Consider the following 20688-nt stretch of genomic DNA (forward strand, 5'->3'; position numbering starts at 1 on the left):
CGATTTTGTATCTTTTCATTTTATGCCCAAAATTCATCTGACCTGTTTTATTCTGGCACCTGTTGAACGGGTATTTGACCTTGCCAGAAACATTGATCTGCATAAAAAATCGATGGCTCATTCGCAGGAGCAAGCAATAGCCGGTACAACAAATGGACTGATCCAATTAGGCGAAACAGTTACCTGGAAAGGAAAGCACCTCGGCAAAACCCGCTTTCATAAATCAAAAATCACGGCATTTCAGTCCCCAATTCATTTTACTGATGAAATGGTGGAAGGTGATTTCAAGTCCTTTGTTCACACACATCATTTCAAGAAAGTGGAAAACGGCACTATTATGATTGATGAGCTGATGTACGAAGTGCCCTATGGCCTGCTAGGCAGGTTGGTAGATCGGTTTTATCTTTTTAACTACCTTGTTAAGCTGTTGGAAACCAGAAACTTATTTATAAAACAAACCGCAGAATCCGAGAGATGGAGGCAATTTTTATAACAGCACCCTATCTTTGCACCCCATGAATAATCGCCCCAGCCTCTATACCTCTTTGTCACCAGCCCTTTTACACCTTTATGATGTAAGGGAAAGCATTGTTGTAATCATTGATGTCTTACGCGCTACCTCCACCATCGCAACAGTCCTGTACAATGGGGCCAGTTCGGTTATTCCGGTGGATTCCGTGCCACGTTGTATTGAGCTGGGCGGACAATTAAGCGCTATTACTGCAGGTGAGCGGGATGGAAAAGTGGCTCCCGGCCTGAGTTATGGAAACTCTCCTTTTGAATATCCCCGTTCCTTTGTTGAAAATAAAACCGTGGTGCTCACTACCACCAATGGAACCAAGCTCTTACATATGGCGTTGAATAACGGGGCACCAACCGTGATTACCGGTTCCTTCCCCAACCTCACTGCTGTATGTGATTTTCTTGTTGATCAGAAAAAACCTGTCATCCTGGGATGTGCTGCCTGGAAAGACCGCTTCAATCTGGAAGACACCCTTTTTGCGGGCGCAGTAATCAATCGCATTAAAGAACATTTTGATATTAATTGCGATTCTTCCCAAATGGCCGAATCTCTCTACCTGGAAGCGAAAGATGATTTATATGAATTCATGAAAACTAAAAACGCTTCCCATTACCACCGACTTACCGGATATGGCCTTGAAAAAGATATCCGATATTGCCTTCAACCGGATGGAGCCAATGTACTGCCGCTTTATGTGGAAGGTCGTCTGGTGGTTAAATCAGCGCTTTAGATAAAACATAAGTAGTTAACCCGACTGCTGAACTGCCGGATGCAGCTACACTAAAACCGGATTTTTCATAAAAGCCGATACTGTTCTCATTTTCAGTACTCAGCCAAAGTTCTTCCAGTCCCGCATCGCGGGCCTGTTCCGTGCAACTTTCGAGTAACCATTTACCATAGCCCCTGCCACGAACACTGAAATCAACCGCCAGCAACCAGATATAGCCAAAATTCTTTGCCAGGTTTTGGATAAGGGCTTCGGGCTTCTGTTCATGCGCATGAAATCGTTCCCAGGCTTCCAGCACATAGGCAGGTTGTCCGGTCATTTTAAAGGAATCAATCTGTGGCGGAAAAGAAGTTCCCGGAATCCATGCCAATACACCTGCATTACCTGGGGCCAGTAGTATTTCCCCCTCTGTAAGGCAAAAATCAAGCGCTGCATTAAAATAAGCTTCCATACCACGCAGGCGCTGAGCCTCTGTTCCCTGAAAACTGTATCGAAAAAGGGGATCCTCATTGAAATTACTGGTTAGCAAAAGTGTACACTGAAGCAGGTTCATTCTGCAAATATCTGAGAGTCTTCCCGAATTCGTAAGCGGAATGCTTGCCGGAATGGTATTTTTGCACACTTAACAGATCTGAACGGCATGATTCAAATAGGATTAGTAGGCAACCCTAATAGTGGAAAAAGTTCGCTTTTTAATGCATTAACCGGGTTGAATCAAAAGGTGGGAAATTTTCCGGGAGTTACTGTAGATAAAAAAACAGGCGCCTGCGATCTTGGCGACCAGCTCAAAGCCTCCCTGATTGATCTGCCCGGCACCTACAGCCTATACCCTAAACGCGGTGATGAATGGGTGACTTATCAGGTTTTGATGGGACAGGATAAGGATGTTCAACTCGATATGCTGGTGCTGCTGGCCGATGCCAGTAATCTCAAACGGAATCTGCTTTTTGTTTCCCAAATAATTGATCTGAAAATTCCGGTTATTGTTGCCCTTACAATGATGGATCTTGCCCGAAGCAAGGGTATCGAAATTGACCTTGAGGGACTGGAAAGAGAATTGGGTGTACCGGTTGTGGCAGTGAATCCGCGTAAATCAAAAGGCATACCGCAGCTTAAAAAAGTAATGGCAGCAACAGCACGTGGACAGTATAAAGCACCCGCTTTTGATTTTATACCGAATCAGGAGCTTTCAACCAGTGCCGTTACAGTTGTAAAACAACTGGTACCCGGACTCAGTGATTACAAAGCCATTCACTACCTCATCAATCACGAAAGTTTCGATCTGACTCCGAAGATTCAGAACGAAATTGAAGCAACAGAAAAAGCCCATGGCTTTAATCCCACCAAAACGCAGGCGGAAGAAATTCTGCAACGTTATGCCCGAATCAAAATCATAATGGGTCAAACCGTTGCGGAACCAGACCCCCTGCATAAAAGCATCCTCACCGATAAATTGGATAATATCCTGCTCCACCGGGTTTGGGGTTATCTTATCTTATTGGGTGTTCTCTATCTTTTATTCCAAAGTGTATTTCTGATTGCTCAATATCCAATGGATGCCATCGAATCAGGTTTTGGTGCACTGGGTACCTGGCTGGGCGAAGTTTTACCGGCTGCCTGGTGGAGCGATCTTCTCATCAATGGATTTGTTGCCGGCCTGGGTGGTATCGTGATTTTTGTACCACAGATTATGATCCTCTTTGGCCTGATCACTATATTGGAAGATACCGGTTATATGGCCCGCATCAGTTTCTTAACGGATAAACTCATGCGAAAAGTAGGGCTGAATGGAAAATCAGTAATGCCCATGATCAGTGCCTTTGCCTGCGCGGTTCCGGCTATTATGAGTGCAAGAAATATTGAAAATACCAAAGAGCGATTACTGACCATTCTTGTAACACCCCTTATGAGTTGCAGTGCCCGGCTGCCCGTTTATACCATTTTGATTGCACTGGTTATTCCGCAGAAAATGATCGGCGGATTGATAAGTCTCCAGGGATTAGTCATGATGGGGCTTTATCTGCTGGGTATTTTTATGGCGATGGCGATTTCCTGGATCGCGAAATGGTTTATAAAAAATAAAGACAAAAGCTTTTTTATATTGGAATTGCCGATGTACCGGGCACCGCGTTGGAAGAATATTCTGACTACCATGGTTCAGAAAGCACAAATATTTGTAGTGGATGCGGGAAAGGTAATTATGGTAATCAGCCTGCTTTTGTGGGCAATGAGTAGTTATGGTCCGGGTGACCGAATGGAAAAAATTGAAAATGAGTATGCTGCCCTTAAAGCAGCTCAACCCGAAGCAATTCAGGTACTGGATAAAGAAGAAGCATCTGCAAAACTGGCAAATTCCTATGCGGGCATTTTGGGCAAATCCATTGAACCGGTTATTGAACCATTAGGTTATGATTGGAAAATCGGAATTGCCCTGATCACTTCCTTTGCTGCCCGGGAAGTATTTGTAGGTACAATGGCAACACTTTACAGTGTGGGGGAATCTGATGATGAATCTGGTTTATTGCTGCGGGAGAAAATGCAACTGGAAAAAAAATCCGATGGCAGTCCTGTTTACAGTTTGGCCACCGGATTATCGCTGATGGTATTTTATCTGCTGGCGATGCAGTGTATGAGCACACTGGCAATAGTGAAGCGTGAAACCCGGTCCTGGAAATGGCCAATGATTCAGCTGGCTTACATGACCGCTCTGGCCTATTTCACCAGCTGGCTTGTCTACGTCCTCGCCTCCTAACTTTCACTTTTCTTTTTTTTCACCTCCTTCATAAACTCCGCCGCCGTTTCAACCCCTTTATTCTTAGCATACCAGCCATGCAGCTGGTTGTATAATTCTTCTTTCGGGACTTCACCCTTTGCTTTAAGCGATTCAAGCAAATGCTGAGCAGTTGTTGGGCGGGGCCCCCAACTTCCTAAAACATGTAGTTCTTCCCCATCCAGCAATATTGTTTTCGGAATGGAGCGGGTACCGTTGGTCAGGAACTGGTCAATGATTTCAGGATTTTCATCCCGCAGAATCAATTTGTGCTGAATCAATGGATTAACGGCCGCCAGTTTTTCAATTATTGGAACAACCTGAGCAGCATCACCACACCAGCCTTCTGTAATGGTTAACCAAATCATTGGTTGTTCAAAAGCCAAAAGCTCCTGTTCCAATTTCTCCGGTACAACCCAGGTTTTATCCCAGCGATTCATACGCTGGATATTCAATCGGGCATAATCAACCAGCCATTCATCCTGATTGGGTCCGGTGGTTTTTCCCTGTGCTATGAGTTCATCGAGTTTTTTTCTGTATTCGGAATAGGATACTGCATTGTCAATAACAACATCATTCAAATAATTCATCTTTTTTCGTTTTCAATTAAGCTACGGCAAGCTTCGTCAGGAGGGCTTTCACCTGATCGCGAATATAATCACGAACTTCATTGAACTGGGCCGGCTCCATATATTTGGGATCGGGAATCTGCCAGTCGATGAATTCTTTTGCAGGCATCCAGGGACATGCATCCCCGCAACCCATGGTAACTACTACATCAAATGGGGCGAATTGTTCAACCTCGGTTAACGACTTGGAATCATGCGCACTGAGATCATATCCCAGTTCTTTCATTGCTGCAATTGCTTTGGGATTGACAATGCCGCTGGGTTTACTCCCCGCACTGTACGCTTCTACCTGATCGCCTCCCAGGATTCTTGCAAAAGCCTGACTCATTTGGCTTCTGTTCGCATTTTCAACACAAACAAAAAGCAGTTTCTTTTTATCCATTGGTTTTATTAAAGAGTAATTGATTTATACATAATCACGGAACTAGCCGGACAAAGACCATTCATTTCTCTTGAAGTTCCAACAGATGCTGGTAATTCAGATGTACCAATTTGCCGGAAGTTTTTCCTGGTAAAATAAGCAGACGCAGTATTGGTAATCAGAAAGAGCTCGCTTAGGCCCAGTTCCTTTCCTCTGGCCTCCACCTGTTCAACAAGTCGGGATGCAATGCCCTTACTTCGCTCTTCCGGAAGCACGATCATTGATCTGAGTAAACCATAAGGTGCATAAAGATCAAGGCCTATTAATCCAACTGGTTTTCCATCTGCTTCAGCTATCCAGAAATTTTCAAGGTCTGGTCGCAGGTCTTCCGTCGGTAACTGACTTGATTGAAGCAATTCAATAGCCCGACTTAAATCGCCAGGTGTTGCATTTCTGATGTTAATATACTGTTTCATCTGTTTGAATTTAACAACATCCGCTGCCTGGCTCACAGCAGGCTACTGGTTTTTCTGCATATACAGTGATGCTTTTAATGGCCAGTTTTCCTGATTTATAATCGGCGATCTCCTCTTCAGAAAGGTAGTTCCTTAACACATCATCTGGAATACTAATTAACTTTTCCTTTTGCACGGTGCTGTTCTTAAATCCGGTTTGAGTGATAAAATCCAGGTATTCCGATTTTTGAATTGCGCCGCTAACACAACCTGCATATAATTCAGCTATCTGTTTCCATTTCTCCGGAATTTCTCCTTCCAGTACAATATCTGAAATAGAAAAATGAGCTCCTGGTTTCAGTACCCGGTAAATTTCTTTGAATACAGCCCGTTTATTCGGAACAAGGTTCAGCACACAATTGCTCACGATTACATCCGCAACATTTGCAGTAACCGGCATTTGTTCGATATCACCCTGACGGAATTCAACATTGTTATAACCCATTTTCTCCGCATTTGTCCGGGCTTTTTCAATCATTTTATCGGTAAAATCTATACCAATCACTTTCCCTTTTTCACCAACAATGGAGCGGGCTACAAAGCAATCATTTCCTGCACCACTGCCCAGGTCTATAACTGTATCACCTTCTTTTATCTGTGCAAAAGCGGTTGGTAATCCACATCCCAAACCCAGATCTGCATCTGCTACATATCCGTTGAGTTGGGTATAATCATCCGACATGATGGAATACACCTCATCTCCACAGCAGGAGGCAGTTGCCCCGCAGCAGGAGCTGGTGTTTTGTTCAGTGGATTGTTCGGCAATAGCGCTGTATTTTTCGCGAACCAATGATTTGAGTTCCTGATCGTTTTGCATATTTTCTTTTTTATAGGTGTTTAAATGAATTTGAGACAGATTCAAAAGGAATTAATCGCAACAGGAGTTGGCCGCCTGTTTTATCTGAAGATCACCGAAGAATATCCGGAAATCTTCCATTGCCTTTGTAAAGCTTTGCCAGTTGATGCAATAGCAACTTTTAGGGCCATCGATGGTACCTGCTATCAATCCAGCCTCTTTCAATTCTTTTAGGTGTTGAGAAACCGTGCTTTGAGCCAGTGGCAATACATCCACCAATTCTCCGCAGATGCATTCATTGCGTTTGGCCAGTTCTTTCAGAATAGCCAGCCGGGCAGGATGCGCCAATGCTTTTGCAAATCCGGCAAGGGATTGCTCCTCTGAGGAAAAAGCTTCTTTTTTATTGATTGCCATAAGAATCGTTTTATTACGATGAGTAGAGTCAAAACAAAAGGCTTCTGATCTTTTATATGTATATCGCAAATATACGATTTAGTGTATTCGATCCAACTATTTTTTACTTTCATTCTGCAGGCACACTGCTCCCTAAAACAACAGGTTAATTGATTATCAGCAGTTTACACTTGTTTTTTCGATTCCTTTACCGACTCTTGTTCCTGAAGCCAGGAACTATAAGCAAGAGTTGCCTTGATTTGGGTATAACTGATGGAATCTCCCAAATGCTCCTTTAATGGCCCTAACTGCGCTGACCCCAATTTTTCCACACCTGCCTTAACCAACGATCTAATTTCCTCGCTCACCAGATAATGCGGCTCCAGATCGCCCTGCAATATTCCCTTAACCAAATGACCCTCTATTGTTGAGATGGCAAACAGCCTGATTTCCGCAATTTCTCGTATGCTCATTCCCTGTTTGCATAAATCCAGACTTTCTTTTACTGAAGATCCCGGCTCTTTCCGGGGTTCTTTGGGCCCCTCTTTTTTTACTTTTTTCTCCTCACTATTTTTTGTTTCGACTTTCCTCTTTCCCAGGCCTTGTATCAGATCACTGATCTCATTTGTCGGAAGCATATTTTTTAACCCTTCTGCAATTGGAACCACCTGCTCCATTTTTTTCCTGCGTAGATCGATCGCCTCCATTAACTGGTTCAGTTCCCGCTGGTACTTGGTTAACCGGGGTTCCTTTTTCATTGCTATCCCATGCTCTTCCACCAATTTGATCAGCTCATTAAAAAAGGGCGCAAAGTATTGGACGGCATCCTTGCTACGTTGAAATAGATAATCACCGTTAGCTCCCTCACTATTCAATAATTGTGACCTGAAATGATTGACTGTTTTGGCTGCAACCTGCTGCATTTTTTGCACTTTCTCCTGAAATAACCGATAGGCTTCCAGCATCTCCCATTTGGAAACACTGGTTTTTTTCTCAATTTCATGGTACCAGTCGGCCGCCGAAGTTTCCAATCCATCCAGACTAAAGCACTGAATAAAATAATCCAGCACATACTCCCGCTCTGCAGAAGACAAGGCTTGCTCCAATGCAGATTCCGGCAACTCCGATCCGGTAAAGGAAATTACACGCTCATCCGTCTGAATGGCAGAAATTGGTATCCTTGTTTTTAATACCAGCCCTTCCAACCCGGTTAGCCGACTGAGCGCTACATATACCTGTCCGGGTGCAAATGCTGCCCCCGCATCTACTATCGCCTTTTCAAAGGTTAATCCCTGGCTCTTGTGTATGGTAATTGCCCATGCCAGCCGAACAGGATACTGGGAAAAGGTTCCCAGTTCTTCTTCCTCAATCTTATCCTTTGCTTTATCCAGTTTGTACCGGATATTTTTCCAGGTCTCCTTCTCAAGAATAAGTGGAACATCCTCTCCCGGAAAGCCGACCTGAATCTGCTCATCGTCCAGGGCCTCCACCACACCAATCTTGCCATTATAAAAACGACGGAATTCTCCCTTATCATTCTTGATGAACATAATCTGCGCACCAACCCTTAATTCCAGCACCTCTTCAGCCGGATATGATTTTTCACCAAAATCACCCGAAATTTCAGCCTCGTACCGGAACAGATTTCCTTCCAGCCGGTTTAACTCCTGCTGATTAATTGAATCAGCCCGACTATTATGTGTACTAAGCGTTATATAATGCTCCTCCTTACCCGACTGAAATCCCGGCTGATAATGTTCGTGCAATGCATGCCAGCTGATCTGATCCAACTGGTTATTCCGCACTTTATTCAGCAGTTCAATAAAAACCGGATCCGTCTGACGATAGATCTTTTTCAATTCAATCACAAATGGCTGTGCCTCCTTCATTACAGCAGCATCAAAGAAAAAGGGACTGGCATAATGCTCTTTTAAAAAAACCCATTCCTTATCCGATACAACCGGAGGCAACTGCCATAAATCACCAATAAACAACACCTGAACTCCGCCAAATGGCAGCTGTGGTTTTTTTCTGATAAATCGCAATACTGCATCCACCGCATCCAGCAGATCGGCACGCACCATGCTCACTTCATCTATTACCAATAACTCGAGCTCCTGAAACAAATCCCGTTTCGGTTGTGAGAAACGAAGATTTCGCAGCATACTCGCTTTATTATTAAATAACTGCTCTCCTGAATCGGGAATAGAGCCGGAAGGGACAAAAGCCCCCAGCGGCAATTGAAAAAAAGTATGCATGGTTACACCCCCTGCATTGATCGCCGCTACACCGGTAGGTGCAACCACTGCCATCTTTTTACTGCATAATTCCCTAATGGTCTTTAAAAAGCTCGTCTTACCAGTACCCGCCCGCCCTGTAAGAAATACAGAGCGGTGGGTATGAAGTATAAAACGCATGGCAAGATCCAATGGCCTGTTTGTACTGTCGTGACTTGTCATCGCCGTAAAGCTACAGATCATCTCACAAATCAGGCCTCGACCTTTTTAGGCTGGCGGATCACACTAAAATCAAACACCGTAATTTCAGTTACATAGCGTTTAAGCCCATCACTATCCACATAATTGTGGTATGAGATTTTCCCCTCCACTGAAATCTCTGCTCCCTTACGTACCTCCATTTCTACTCTCTCCGCCAACTTTCCCCAGGCTATCAGATTATGCCATTGCGTTTCTGTCACCCGCTCACCCTGGCCATTCTGATAATTGTCATTGGTTGCAATTTTAAAATGTGCCACTTTTTTTCCGGTTGTTGTTTCCTTGATTTCCGGATTGGATCCTAAATGTCCAATCAGAAACACACGATTGTTCTTCTCACTCATAACTCGGTTTTTGTTGCAGGCATTCCGCCCGCCTTGTTAAAGAATCAGTTTCTGCTTCTTTGATAAAGCAGCGTGTAAATTTGATTGGAAAGGAGAAAATTAAACGACTGATAAGTGTTTAAATCATAAGAATACCGTTATTAAACGCTTGTTTGGAAAATCGGATCAGGGTATTTTGGAAAAAAATTAAACAATGCATTCTATAGAACCCCTCCGCAACTGCCTCTGGTGCAAGGATGCCCTCCGGGGCAGATCCGATAAAAAATTCTGCGACTCTATCTGCAGAAATGCCTACAATAACAAGCTGGAACATTCTTCTGCCAACCTGATTAAAACAATCAATTACGCATTAAGAAGAAACAGGAATATACTGGCAGATATTTACGAACAGGCAGCGCCCGATTACACCGTTTCCAAAGAAGTATTGGTGTATAAAGGATTTCAGTTTAAGTATCATACCGAAGTGATCGACCTAAAAAACCCGGTACCCCTTTTCGTCTGTTACGATTTTGGATACCAGGTATTGCCGGAGGAACAGGTTCAGATCCTGCCCATTTCAAAAGATTTATTTGGATCTTGGCACTCGGCCAACGGATCTCGGCGGGGGGACAGGGTTTAATACCGCTTTTAATTCATGTAATTTCATCTTGTCCGCCGATTTCACCTGAACCGGTACATTCGATAAGGATTTTTTCTTTTCCATCTCCTTGTGTAATTCATATTTGGTGTCAGCCGGACCTAAAATTATTACTGACTCAACCTTCGCTAATTTTCCCACTACTTCCTTTAAAAATGCTTTCCGTTGCTGCTGTAGCTTATTTTGGGCATGCTTCTCCTGATTCAATTTAGCACCAAACAAACGGTTCTTGTTCGAACCTTCGCCATCAAAACGAACACGCGTATCAATTTCTGATTGAAGTGATTCCGTGCTAACACTGCCTTCTTCATCCTTACACGCTATTACCGCTTTTTGTAAATCAATCCAGATCGCATACTGCAAACAATTGTTGTTTTTCTTTTTCATACCACTGATTTTGTGGAAGAAAAAGATACGATTTTTTTATGGCATGATAACTTGCCGGGTAACCAAATTGGAATGATTGTAGTCATACCTGCCAGTCACTAAAATCAACTACATCATTTACCATGAAAAAAAACATCTTCCCGGCCCTTGGTTTATTCCTCTCCTTATCCTGTTTTGCACAAACAACCGATAAGATTTCACAACTTCAAACCCTGGCCCAGGCTTACATTACAGCGCATAACAATACCGATACCCTGCTATATAACCAATGGCTGGATCAGGCAAATTGGGAACAAGCTTTAAAGCTTCGCAAACTTCAGGGCTTCAAAAATGGCGCTCGTGGGGTCGGTGCTTTAGAAACTGTTAAAATAAATCCCATTTCTGACAGCTCAGTACAAATCCTGGCTAAAGACAGACAATTTGATGGCTGGTGGAAAATAATGGTATACACCAATACAAATACCCAATTTAAAGACCGCACCTTACAACCACACCGGTTCAGCACGGAACTTATGCAGCAGGGTCTTCTTTCAACTGAAACTATTCAAAAGCAGATCGACAATTACCTTGCAACCAAACTTCAACCCTTCTCCGGTGAAATACTAATTACAAAAAATAATGTGCCGGTCTACAAGAAAAAAATCGGTCAGACGAATTTATACGGACTTGCCTCTCTTAGTAAACTTTTTGCTGCTGTTGCAATTCTTCAACTGCGGGACGAGGGTAAACTTGCGCTCGATGATTCCCTTGCAAAACACCTTCCCTTTATAAAAAATGCAGCCATTCGTTCCATCACTATCCGGCAATTATTAACCCATAGTTCAGGTTTGGGTGATTTCTTTCAGCACCCGGAATATGAACAATTGAAAGCAAGCCTCAAAACTGATGCAGATTTCCTTCCGCTGCTTGAATCGGATCAGGTCCGTTTTGCTCCGGGAAGCAAGTGGCAGTATAGCAATAACGGGTTTGCATGGCTCGGAGTTTTAGTTTCCACCTTATCACATCAAAACTATGAAGACTACCTTGTGCAACATATATTCAGGCCGGCTGGTATGAACGAAACAAGTGTTCAAAACGGATCAGGTGGTGGTAAGTCCACCGTTCAGGATCTGAACAATTTCAGTCAGGCCCTTCGCAACAGCACTTTACTCAACAAATCAAGTACCAAAGAATTACTCACCTATACATTCAACGAAGAATATGGACTAGGATCCGAACATGCTCAAATAGGAACAGAACATATAATTGGACACAGTGGGGGATATATAAAAGTATGTACCGAGTTGAATATCTACACCATCTCAGGTTATAACGTTATAATTCTGTCGGATGTAGACCCTCCTTTCGCGCATTTCCTTTCCAACAAAATAAAGGAACTGCTGATCAGGAACTAAGTTTGTAAAACCGATTGGCATTACCTCCCCAGAAAGCAGCCTGTTCATCCAAACTTAATGACTGAACATAGTTTCCTGCGAGATCAACCACCTGCTTATAGGAACCTGCAACCAGACAAACCGGCCAGTCGCTGCCAAATAAAAGCCGTTTGGCTCCGAATGCCTCCAATGCCACATCAAAATAAGGATAGATCTGACTGGCAGTCCAATGCTGCCAGTCAGCTTCTGTTATTACACCGGAAATTTTACAATACAAATTTTCCATCTCTCCCATTCTGTACATGTTTTCCCGCCAGCCTGCAATATCACCCGCTTTAATATAGGGCTTCGCTATATGATCCAGCACAAATGGCTGATCGGGACAGGCTTTAACCAATGCAATAGCCGCATCCATCTGATCAGGTTTAATTAAAATATCATAGGTAAATCCATGCTTGCCTAACTCCTTAATCCCTTTTATTATTTCTGGCCGGCTCAAATAATCTGCCGGCTCAGCCTGCGCTATATGCCGGAAGCCTTTCAGCTTAGGCATTTTTTTTAACTCTGTTAACTGTTCGGATAAATCCGCAGCAGGCAAATCTACCCATCCAACTACCCCTTTGATAAACGGTGCGCGATCCGCCGCATCACAAAACAAATAATTCTCTTCCTGGTTCTGATTTACCTGCACCAGCACGGTTCCATCTATTCCTGCCTCCCGTATTATCGGTTCAAAATCAGCCGGTGAAAAACTACGTTGAATAACTGCCATGGAATCATCAATCCAGGCATGTAAAACGGGATCATAGTCCCATATATGATGATGCGCGTCAATCTTTAGCATAATCCTAAAATACAATGATTTAGTTTTGCAAAACCACACATGCAGTTATTTATTAAAAATATGGTTTGTGATCGCTGTATCCTGGTGGTACGGCAGGAACTGGATAAACAAAATTTATCCTATCGGCAAATTCAGTTGGGAGAAGTAGAGCTTTCTACCATTCCTACGACAGAACAGTTGGAGAATTTTCGTTTGTCGATGGATGCGCTTGGTTTCGAATTACTGGATGATAAAAAATCAACCCTCGTTTCAAAAATCAAGACCGTTCTACTTCAGCTAATCCATAACAAGGAACAGGCAGAACTAAACACTAAAATATCGGTCCTGCTTGCCGAAGAATTACACCACGATTATTCTTACCTCTCTTCCCTTTTCTCTTCCATTGAAGGAATTACCATTGAAAAGTATGTTATTGCACAAAGAATTGAACGCGCCAAGGAATTACTTCTTTATGATGAGCTTTCATTGAGCGAAATTGCTGATCAGTTGGGTTATAGCAGTGTGCAGCACCTCTCGCTGCAGTTCAAAAAAATAACCGGACTCACCCCCACCCATTTCAAACAATTGCGGGAAAACAAGCGCAAACCGCTCGATCAGGTAGGCCAATAATTATATAACAGATACTGGTGATTGTATAACAATAGATCCTGCAGGGGGGCGGACCTTTGCCCTATTAGCAAACGCACCTAAATTCAGATCTATGTCGGTTCTACTTAAAAAAGAAAGCTATCCTGTATTGGAGATGACCTGTGCTGCCTGTGCGGTGAGTGTGGAATCCATGCTGAAGTCGGTAGCCGGTGTATCCGATGCGGGCGTCAATTATGCCAACCAGTCTGCCTGGGTAAGCTACGATCCGGCAATAACCGGACCTGAACAATTCCGCCAAACGGTTCAATCAATCGGATACGATCTGGTTATTGAAAAGGAAAATCAACAGGAAATTCAGGAAGCCTCCCAGCAGGAGCATTTTAAAGCCATAAAACAACGAACCACCTGGGCATCCCTTCTTTCTGTTCCAATTGTTGTGATCGGAATGTTTTTTATGGATATGCCCTATGGTAACTGGATTATGCTCCTGCTCTCTGCACCCGTTGTGTTCTATTTCGGTCGCTCTTTTTTTATCAACGCATGGAAACAGGCCCGTCATAAAAAAGCCAATATGGACACCCTCGTTGCCCTAAGCACTGGTGTAGCCTGGATATTCAGTGCCTTCACCACCATTTATCCTGAGTTCTGGCATGCAAGAGGCCTGCACGCCCACGTATATTTTGAGGCTGCCGCAGTGGTTATTGCTTTTATTTCCCTTGGTAAACTATTGGAAGAAAAAGCCAAATCAAATACCTCCTCCGCATTAAAAAAACTGATGGGATTACAACCTAAAACGGTAACCCTCGTTATGGAAGACGGACAGTTCAGCGAACTTCCCATCAGCGAAGTAAAAAAAGGCAATGTATTATTGGTAAAACCAGGTGAAAAAATTCCTGTTGACGGAATTGTTACCAGCGGATCTTCCTATGTGGATGAAAGTATGATCAGCGGAGAACCTGTTCCTGTTCTCAAAAATTCGGGTGAAAAAGTGTTTGCAGGCACCATCAACCAGAAAAGCGTATTCCGGTTTAAAGCAGAAAAAGTAGGTGCAGAAACCGTGTTGGCGCAAATTATTAAAATGGTACAGGAAGCCCAGGGATCCAAAGCACCGGTTCAAAAAATGGTGGATAAAATCGCAGGGATATTTGTACCTATTGTAATCGGTATCGCCCTCCTGAGTTTTGTAAGCTGGTTGCTGCTTGGTGGCGATAATGCGTTTACACACGCCCTGCTTGCTGCCGTTACGGTTTTGGTAATCGCCTGTCCATGTGCACTAGGCCTGGCAACGCCCACTGCAATCATGGTAGGTATTGGTAAAGGGGCAGAAAATAATATCCTCATCAAAGATGCCGAAAGCCTGGAATTAGCCCATTCCGTGAATGCTGTTGTGCTCGATAAAACCGGAACCATTACAGAAGGCAAACCCAAACTGGACTTCCTGCAATTCCTGAACGGCACTAATGCAGAAGATCTGAAATCAGTATTACTTTCCATCGAAAAATCTTCTGAACATCCATTGGCTGAAGCCGTAGTTCAATTCCTGGAAGAAGAAGGAATAAAAACCATTCCGCTTGATAAAACGACCAGTATCACCGGTATGGGAATTCAGGCACAGGTAAATGGAAAACAATATACCATCGGTAACCGGAGATTAATGGACCAGCAAGGAGTTCAATTTGTCAAAGAACAGGAAACCTTAATCGAATCTCTCCAGAAAAAAGCCAAAACAGTGATCGTTTTTGCAGAGGATAAAAAAGCTGTTGCAATTCTGGCGATAGCCGACCAAATTAAAAGCGGTTCTGCTCTGGCTATCCTAACCCTGCAAAATGCCGGTATAGAAGTCTATATGTTAACCGGCGACAATCAACAAACAGCTGCTGCCATTGCAAAAGAAGTTAAGCTGACCAATTATAAGGCTGAAGTGATGCCATCTGATAAAGCAGCTTTCATACAGCAACTTCAGTCAGCAGGCAAGGTTGTGGCGATGGTTGGAGATGGCATTAACGACAGTCATGCATTGGCTCAGGCAGATGTCAGTATCGCCATGGGAAAGGGATCTGATATCGCTATGGATGTTGCCAAAATGACCCTTATTGGTTCTGATCTGAACAGCATACCAAAAGCCCTGAAACTTTCCCGAAAAACAGTGGCTACCATCCGCCAAAATCTTTTCTGGGCATTCATCTATAATATTATTGGCATCCCGATTGCAGCGGGAATACTATATCCCTTCAACGGTTTCCTTTTAGACCCAATGATTGCCGGAGCCGCTATGGCGCTGAGCTCCGTAAGTGTTGTCGGCAATAGTTTACGATTGAAATTATCAAACATTTAAAACTTAAAAAATGGACAAACTACAATTTAAAACCACCATCAAATGCAGTGGTTGTATCGAAAAAGTAACACCTTTCTTAAATGAAACCGCAGGACAAAAAAACTGGGAAGTGGATCTTCAGGATCCTGCCAAAGTGCTTACTATTCCCAATTCAGAAAATATAACTTCTGCCAGCATTATCAAAGCACTGGAAGATGCCGGTTATAAAGCTGAAAAAATATAAATCATGAAAAATTTTCTATTATCCATGGCAATTTCCGGGTTCAGTGTAATGGCTGTACAGGCCCAGGAAAGTCGGAATGAATTATTATCTGCCTATTACCAGTTGAAAGATGTACTCGTTCAGGGTAATGCAAAAAAAGCTGCGGAGCAGGCCGGTTATTTTATCAAACTGGTCAATCAATCGCCTTTGAATGAAATCAAACCTTTCAAAGATGCCTTATTGAAGGATGCAGGTAAAATTGCAGCAAGTGCAGATATCAACAGCCAGAGAAAAGACTTTGCTCCTTTCTCCAATACCATGATCCTGTTTGCCAAAGCAGCCAAACTCGATAACCAGGCTATTTATGTTGACTATTGTCCCATGAAAAAAACCTACTGGCTCAGCGCTGATAAAGCGATTAAAAATCCTTATTACGGTGCTACCATGTTAACCTGCGGATCCATTACAGACACCCTTCAATAAAAAGATCATGCGTCTCCTCCTGTTGGTTTTCTCAATGATAATAGGCGTTCGTGTTATGGCCCAGCACCATAACACGAACTCCACCAGCCGCCTGCCTTTTCGTACGGAAATCGGTAATAAAATTGTGCTGCACCTATACCTAACAGACAGTCTCGTGCAGTACACCAATAAAAAGGCCCGGGCTATTGCCATTAATGGAACCATTCCGGGTCCTACCCTGCATTTCACTGAAGGTGATACTGCAGAAATTCATGTGCACAACGAAATGCATATGGAATCTTCCATTCACTGGCACGGACTGATACTTCCCAACGAACAGGATGGTGTGCCCTATCTTACAACAGCGCCCATCAAATCTGGAGGAACGCATATCTATCGTTTCCCTATCAAACAAAACGGTACCTACTGGTATCATTCACATACCATGTTGCAGGAGCAATCCGGTATGTATGGCGCTATTGTCATTCATCCCAAAAATGCTCCGGAAGAAAAAGAACAGGTCGTACTGCTGAGCGACTGGACCAATGAAAATCCGCATCAGGTAGAACGATCCTTACATTTCGCAACCGACTGGTATGCCATCAAAAAGAAAGCAACGCAAAACTATGCGCAGGCTATCCGTGAAAAACAATTGGGTACCAAACTGGAAAATGAATGGAAACGTATGCTGGCGATGGATGTTAGCGATGTCTATTACGATTTATTAACCACCAATGGTAAACCGGCCGATTATAGAAAAGATCTCAAAGGCGGTGATACCATTCGCCTGAGGGTGATCAACGGAAGTTCCTCCACCTATTTCTGGTTGCAGTTTGCCGGTGGTAAAATTTGGGTGGTGGGTTCAGACGGACAACCCGTAGAACCCGTGGAAGTGGATCGGTTGATAGTAGGTGTATCGGAAACCTATGATGTTAAAGTGGTGCTCCCGGAAAACGGCTCATTTGAATTCAGAGCCATTTCTGAAGACCGCACCAATTATACCAGTATCTGGCTGGGTGAAGGAGAAACACATGCTGCACCCGGATTGGGGCGACTCAATTATTTCGCCGGCATGAAGATGATGAACGATATGACCAATGCAGATGGCAGTATGCATGATATGGGCATGAACATGAGCCTGCAGCAGATGGATATGAATACGGTCATGTACCTCGAAATTGCTGACAGCAATCAACAACTGATAACCCTGAATTATGCCATGCTGAAAGCACCGGCCAACACCACCCTGCCCGCCGGCCCCGTTCGCGAACTATTATTTGAACTAACAGGCAACATGAACCGATATGTTTGGACGATGGACAATAAAACAATTTCAGAATCCGATAAAATTCTAATCCGCAAAGGCGAAAATATCCGCATCATTTTAAAGAATAATTCCATGATGCGACACCCCATGCATTTACATGGCCATTTTTTCCGGGTTGTAAATGGACAGGGTGAACAAGCACCCCTGAAAACCGTGCTGGATATTATGCCGATGGAAACGGATACCATTGAATTTCATGCATCCGAAGAATACGGCGACTGGTATTTTCATTGTCACATACTTTATCATATGATGGCGGGCATGGGGCGAATTTTTACCTATGAAAACACCCCACCCAATCCGCAATTACCCGATGCGAAACAGGCTTTGAAAAAAGTATATCGCGATGACCGTCGTTTTTATCTGGGTGCACAAATAGGGCTGGAGTCCAACGGATCGGATGGGGAAATCATGCTGGCCAATACCCGCTGGTTACTGCAAACTGAATGGCGACTGGGCCTGAATGCCCGAAAGGGATTTGAAAATGAAGTGCATATCGGTCGCCTGATTGGTAAACGACAGTTCCTGATGCCCTATGTCGGATTCGACTGGCGCTATCGCAAGGATTCCGAGCCGGAGAAAAATATATTCGGCCAGGCGAATACAAAAGACCAGCGTGCAGCAGTCTGTTTCGGAGTACAATACCTGCTGCCCATGTTGCTGCGCGCGGACGCCCGTATTGATACAGATGGAAGGGTTCGTGTTCAGTTGGGACGGGAAGATATTCCTATCAGCAGTCGCCTTCGAATGAATTTGCTGGTGAACAGTGATAAAGAATACATGGCCGGATTCCGTTATATCGCAACGAAATATATATCCGTCTCCACCCATTATGACAGTGATATGAGCTGGGGAGCGGGACTGACCTTCACTTATTGAGCCGCCAGAAATGTAAACTGCATATCGTCGTAGGTAAAATCGGTTCCCTTGCCATCCATTTCAACGGTGAGCGAAAGCGCAACAGCCGGGTCTGTGGTAGGAAACCAGTTTCGGCCAATGGAGGAAACAATCAATAACCCTTCCTCATCGCCCAGGGCCTGAAAACCGGGTCCGTAGGACTTCCAAACAGGAGCATTCGTATGTTCCTGAACAGCCCTTACAAATGCTTCATTATTCGCAACAGGAAGACCCACCTCACTAATATTCCAGATGGAGGCAGGGTTGAATTCCTCCGGAATCGGCCCGTCTTCCAAATTGAATCGGGCAATAAATTCCAGAATGTTTCCATCCGGATCTCTGAAATAAACGGAATAGGCATTCCAGTCGGGGAAGTCAATTTCCTCCTGGCCATTGTTTAAAATCAGGGGTATTTTCTTTTCATGCAGAAACTGAATGGCATCGCCGTATAAAGCAGGATGAATATTGAATGCGAAATGATAGCGCTGATCCGGGTTTTTTATTCCCTTTTCTATAGTCAGTCTGGAGGCACCAATCTTAATCTTTACACCATTTTCAATTGGTTCCTGCAGCAGGTCCAATTGATCCCGATAAAATTCCAGCAGCCTCTCCGGATCAGGTGATTTGATCTTAATATTATTGAATTTCATATACTTTTATTTGCGTCTGCAAGTTCCTCGAGCTACAGATTAAACAACATGAACCAGTTCAAGTTTTCAAAGTAGATAACTTTAGACAATAATTACATGACATGCAGATGGCTTATAAAGCAGTATCGATTCTTTTTTTTGGATTAATTTTAAGTATTCCCGTTTCCGCCCAGCTCAACTTATCCCAGTTGGAAAATTCTATAAAAGAGAAGCAGCATACCTATTCTGCCTGGTATCAATACCTGCATGCCAATCCGGAACTAAGTACCAAAGAAATCCAGACTGCTGCCTTTTTGAAAAAAGAGATGAAAGCATTGGGCTGGGAATTGGTTGATTCACTGGGTTATCAAAGTTTTGCGGCTGTGCTAAAGAATGGAAATGGTCCCACTATTCTGTACCGTACCGATATGGATGGATTACCATTGAAAGAATTAACCGGACTGCCTTTTGCCAGCACCAATTCTGCCATGCATGCCTGTGGGCATGATCTGCATATGAGCAGCTGGCTGGGAACCGCACAGATAATGACCCAATTGAAAAAATCCTGGTCGGGCACACTGGTATTGCTGGCGCAGTCTGCCGAGGAAACCGGGCAGGGAGCCAAAAAAGTGGTCGCCTCCGCAAACTATAAAAAACTACCGGTGCCCATGGCTCAAATCGCTTTACATGATCATGCGGAATTGTTAGCCGGACAAGCGGGCTTTTGTGATGGCTATTCAATGGCGGCGGTGGATATGCTGAATATTACGGTTTTCGGAAAAGGCGGACACGGGGCCATGCCCAATAAAACCATTGATCCGGTGGTGCTTGCATCGCAATATGTGCTGGCAATGCAAACAATCGTGAGCCGTAACCTGCCCACTACAGAAAACGCAGTGGTTACCGTAGGCGCCATTCAGGGAGGCACAGTGGGCAATATTGTACCGGATCAGGTGGAGCTACGACTTACGATCCGCTCTTTCAGCAAAGAGGCGCGCCAATTGATTTTTGATCGCATCAAAACAATCGGAAATAACCTGGCCCTGGCAGCCGGATTGGACAGTACCCGTTTGCCTGTTTATAACTTACTGGATATGTCGATTCCATCCGTTTACAATGATCCCGCTCTCGGCGCCCGGCTTCGCGCCAATTTGCAGCGGCAGCTGGGAGATTCGGCCATTGCCACCGTAGCACCGGTAATGATAGGGGAAGATTTTGGGGTATACGGGCAGCAAGCGCAGCGTATTCCTTCCTATATCATGTGGTTAGGAACGGTAACTCCCGAGCGGAAGAAATTGGCCCTTTCGGGGGCGATGGAACTCCCCTCTTTGCACTCTCCGCGGTTTGCGCCGGATTTTGATCCTTCAATTGAAGGTGCGGTCAAAACTATGAGCCTGAGCTTGTTGAATCTCCTGCAAATTAAAGATTGAAAAAGCTGACCCTTGCGTATTTAG

General features: G+C 44.0%; 22 protein-coding genes. 11 read left to right on the forward strand and 11 right to left on the reverse strand.

Going from position 1 to position 20688, the window contains the following annotated elements:
• Window positions 1-22 precede the first annotated feature (22 nt).
• Window positions 23-493, forward strand: a complete 471-nt coding sequence (locus tag B2746_RS19995) for an SRPBCC family protein (protein ID WP_290798106.1) — start codon at window positions 23-25, stop codon at window positions 491-493.
• Window positions 494-515: 22 nt separating this feature from the next.
• Window positions 516-1253 (forward strand): 2-phosphosulfolactate phosphatase, encoded by a 738-nt coding sequence (locus B2746_RS20000; protein ID WP_290798109.1) that lies wholly within the window; start codon window positions 516-518, stop codon window positions 1251-1253.
• On the opposite strand, the gene B2746_RS20005 is transcribed toward B2746_RS20000, so the two are convergent.
• Window positions 1237-1803, reverse strand: coding sequence for a GNAT family N-acetyltransferase (locus tag B2746_RS20005; RefSeq protein ID WP_290798112.1), 567 nt, complete (start codon window positions 1801-1803; stop codon window positions 1237-1239). The two genes, B2746_RS20000 and B2746_RS20005, sit on opposite strands and share 17 nt — an antisense overlap.
• 87 nt (window positions 1804-1890) lie before the next feature.
• On the opposite strand from B2746_RS20005, the gene feoB reads away from it, so the two are divergent.
• Window positions 1891-4002, forward strand: a complete 2112-nt coding sequence (feoB, locus tag B2746_RS20010; protein WP_290798114.1) for a ferrous iron transport protein B — start codon at window positions 1891-1893, stop codon at window positions 4000-4002.
• Here the strand turns inward: feoB and B2746_RS20015 are convergent.
• The 7 genes from B2746_RS20015 to B2746_RS20045 all read right to left on the reverse strand — a co-directional run bounded on the left by B2746_RS20015 (window position 3999) and on the right by B2746_RS20045 (window position 9553).
• Window positions 3999-4610 (reverse strand): thioredoxin family protein, encoded by a 612-nt coding sequence (locus B2746_RS20015; RefSeq protein WP_290798117.1) that lies wholly within the window; start codon window positions 4608-4610, stop codon window positions 3999-4001. The genes feoB and B2746_RS20015 overlap by 4 nt on opposite strands.
• A gap of 16 nt (window positions 4611-4626) precedes the next feature.
• Window positions 4627-5031, reverse strand: coding sequence for an arsenate reductase ArsC (locus B2746_RS20020; protein ID WP_290798120.1), 405 nt, complete (start codon window positions 5029-5031; stop codon window positions 4627-4629).
• Between the two features lie 8 nt (window positions 5032-5039).
• Window positions 5040-5486: an arsenic resistance N-acetyltransferase ArsN2 gene (gene arsN2, locus B2746_RS20025; RefSeq protein WP_290798123.1), complete on the reverse strand. Its 447-nt coding sequence runs from the start codon at window positions 5484-5486 to the stop codon at window positions 5040-5042.
• Window positions 5487-5496: 10 nt separating this feature from the next.
• A complete protein-coding gene (locus B2746_RS20030; protein ID WP_290798126.1) occupies window positions 5497-6342 on the reverse strand; it encodes an arsenite methyltransferase in 846 nt (281 codons plus the stop codon).
• A gap of 51 nt (window positions 6343-6393) precedes the next feature.
• On the reverse strand, window positions 6394-6735 hold the full coding sequence (locus B2746_RS20035) for an ArsR/SmtB family transcription factor (protein WP_290798129.1): 342 nt from the start codon (window positions 6733-6735) through the stop codon (window positions 6394-6396).
• Window positions 6736-6899: 164 nt separating this feature from the next.
• Window positions 6900-9173 (reverse strand): helix-turn-helix domain-containing protein, encoded by a 2274-nt coding sequence (locus B2746_RS20040; RefSeq protein WP_290798132.1) that lies wholly within the window; start codon window positions 9171-9173, stop codon window positions 6900-6902.
• 29 nt (window positions 9174-9202) lie between these two features.
• On the reverse strand, window positions 9203-9553 hold the full coding sequence (locus B2746_RS20045) for a single-stranded DNA-binding protein (RefSeq protein ID WP_290798135.1): 351 nt from the start codon (window positions 9551-9553) through the stop codon (window positions 9203-9205).
• Window positions 9554-9746: 193 nt separating this feature from the next.
• Here B2746_RS20045 and B2746_RS20050 point away from each other — a divergent pair, with 193 nt between their 5' ends.
• Window positions 9747-10172, forward strand: a complete 426-nt coding sequence (locus B2746_RS20050; protein ID WP_290798138.1) for a hypothetical protein — start codon at window positions 9747-9749, stop codon at window positions 10170-10172.
• On the opposite strand, the gene B2746_RS20055 is transcribed toward B2746_RS20050, so the two are convergent.
• A complete protein-coding gene (locus B2746_RS20055) occupies window positions 10119-10577 on the reverse strand; it encodes a hypothetical protein (RefSeq protein ID WP_290798141.1) in 459 nt (152 codons plus the stop codon). The genes B2746_RS20050 and B2746_RS20055 overlap by 54 nt on opposite strands.
• A 122-nt stretch (window positions 10578-10699) precedes the next feature.
• On the opposite strand from B2746_RS20055, the gene B2746_RS20060 reads away from it, so the two are divergent.
• Window positions 10700-11971 carry a serine hydrolase domain-containing protein gene (locus B2746_RS20060; RefSeq protein WP_290798144.1) on the forward strand — a complete coding sequence of 424 codons (1272 nt, stop codon included), beginning with the start codon at window positions 10700-10702 and terminating at the stop codon, window positions 11969-11971.
• Here the strand turns inward: B2746_RS20060 and B2746_RS20065 are convergent.
• Window positions 11961-12794 carry an amidohydrolase family protein gene (locus B2746_RS20065; protein WP_290798147.1) on the reverse strand — a complete coding sequence of 278 codons (834 nt, stop codon included), beginning with the start codon at window positions 12792-12794 and terminating at the stop codon, window positions 11961-11963. The two genes, B2746_RS20060 and B2746_RS20065, sit on opposite strands and share 11 nt — an antisense overlap.
• Before the next feature lie 39 nt (window positions 12795-12833).
• Here B2746_RS20065 and B2746_RS20070 point away from each other — a divergent pair, with 39 nt between their 5' ends.
• The 5 genes from B2746_RS20070 (at window position 12834) to B2746_RS20090 (ending at window position 18587) form a co-directional block, all read left to right on the forward strand.
• Entirely contained in the window at window positions 12834-13403 is a 570-nt protein-coding gene (locus B2746_RS20070) for a helix-turn-helix domain-containing protein (RefSeq protein ID WP_290798149.1), read from the forward strand.
• A gap of 91 nt (window positions 13404-13494) precedes the next feature.
• Complete coding sequence (locus B2746_RS20075) at window positions 13495-15717, forward strand: heavy metal translocating P-type ATPase (RefSeq protein ID WP_290798151.1); 2223 nt, start codon at window positions 13495-13497, stop codon at window positions 15715-15717.
• A gap of 10 nt (window positions 15718-15727) precedes the next feature.
• On the forward strand, window positions 15728-15940 hold the full coding sequence (locus B2746_RS20080) for a heavy-metal-associated domain-containing protein (protein ID WP_290798153.1): 213 nt from the start codon (window positions 15728-15730) through the stop codon (window positions 15938-15940).
• Window positions 15941-15943: 3 nt separating this feature from the next.
• Window positions 15944-16402, forward strand: coding sequence for a DUF3347 domain-containing protein (locus B2746_RS20085; RefSeq protein WP_290798156.1), 459 nt, complete (start codon window positions 15944-15946; stop codon window positions 16400-16402).
• A 7-nt stretch (window positions 16403-16409) separates the two neighbouring features.
• Window positions 16410-18587: a multicopper oxidase domain-containing protein gene (locus B2746_RS20090; RefSeq protein WP_290798159.1), complete on the forward strand. Its 2178-nt coding sequence runs from the start codon at window positions 16410-16412 to the stop codon at window positions 18585-18587.
• Here B2746_RS20090 and B2746_RS20095 read toward each other — a convergent pair.
• On the reverse strand, window positions 18581-19255 hold the full coding sequence (locus B2746_RS20095) for a VOC family protein (protein ID WP_290798162.1): 675 nt from the start codon (window positions 19253-19255) through the stop codon (window positions 18581-18583). The two genes, B2746_RS20090 and B2746_RS20095, sit on opposite strands and share 7 nt — an antisense overlap.
• Window positions 19256-19356: 101 nt before the next feature.
• Here B2746_RS20095 and B2746_RS20100 point away from each other — a divergent pair, with 101 nt between their 5' ends.
• Window positions 19357-20664, forward strand: coding sequence for a M20 metallopeptidase family protein (locus B2746_RS20100; protein WP_290798165.1), 1308 nt, complete (start codon window positions 19357-19359; stop codon window positions 20662-20664).
• The last annotated feature ends 24 nt before the right edge of the window (window positions 20665-20688 follow it).

It is taken from the genome of Flavihumibacter sp. UBA7668, assembly GCF_002483205.1.
GTDB lineage: Bacteria > Bacteroidota > Bacteroidia > Chitinophagales > Chitinophagaceae > Flavihumibacter.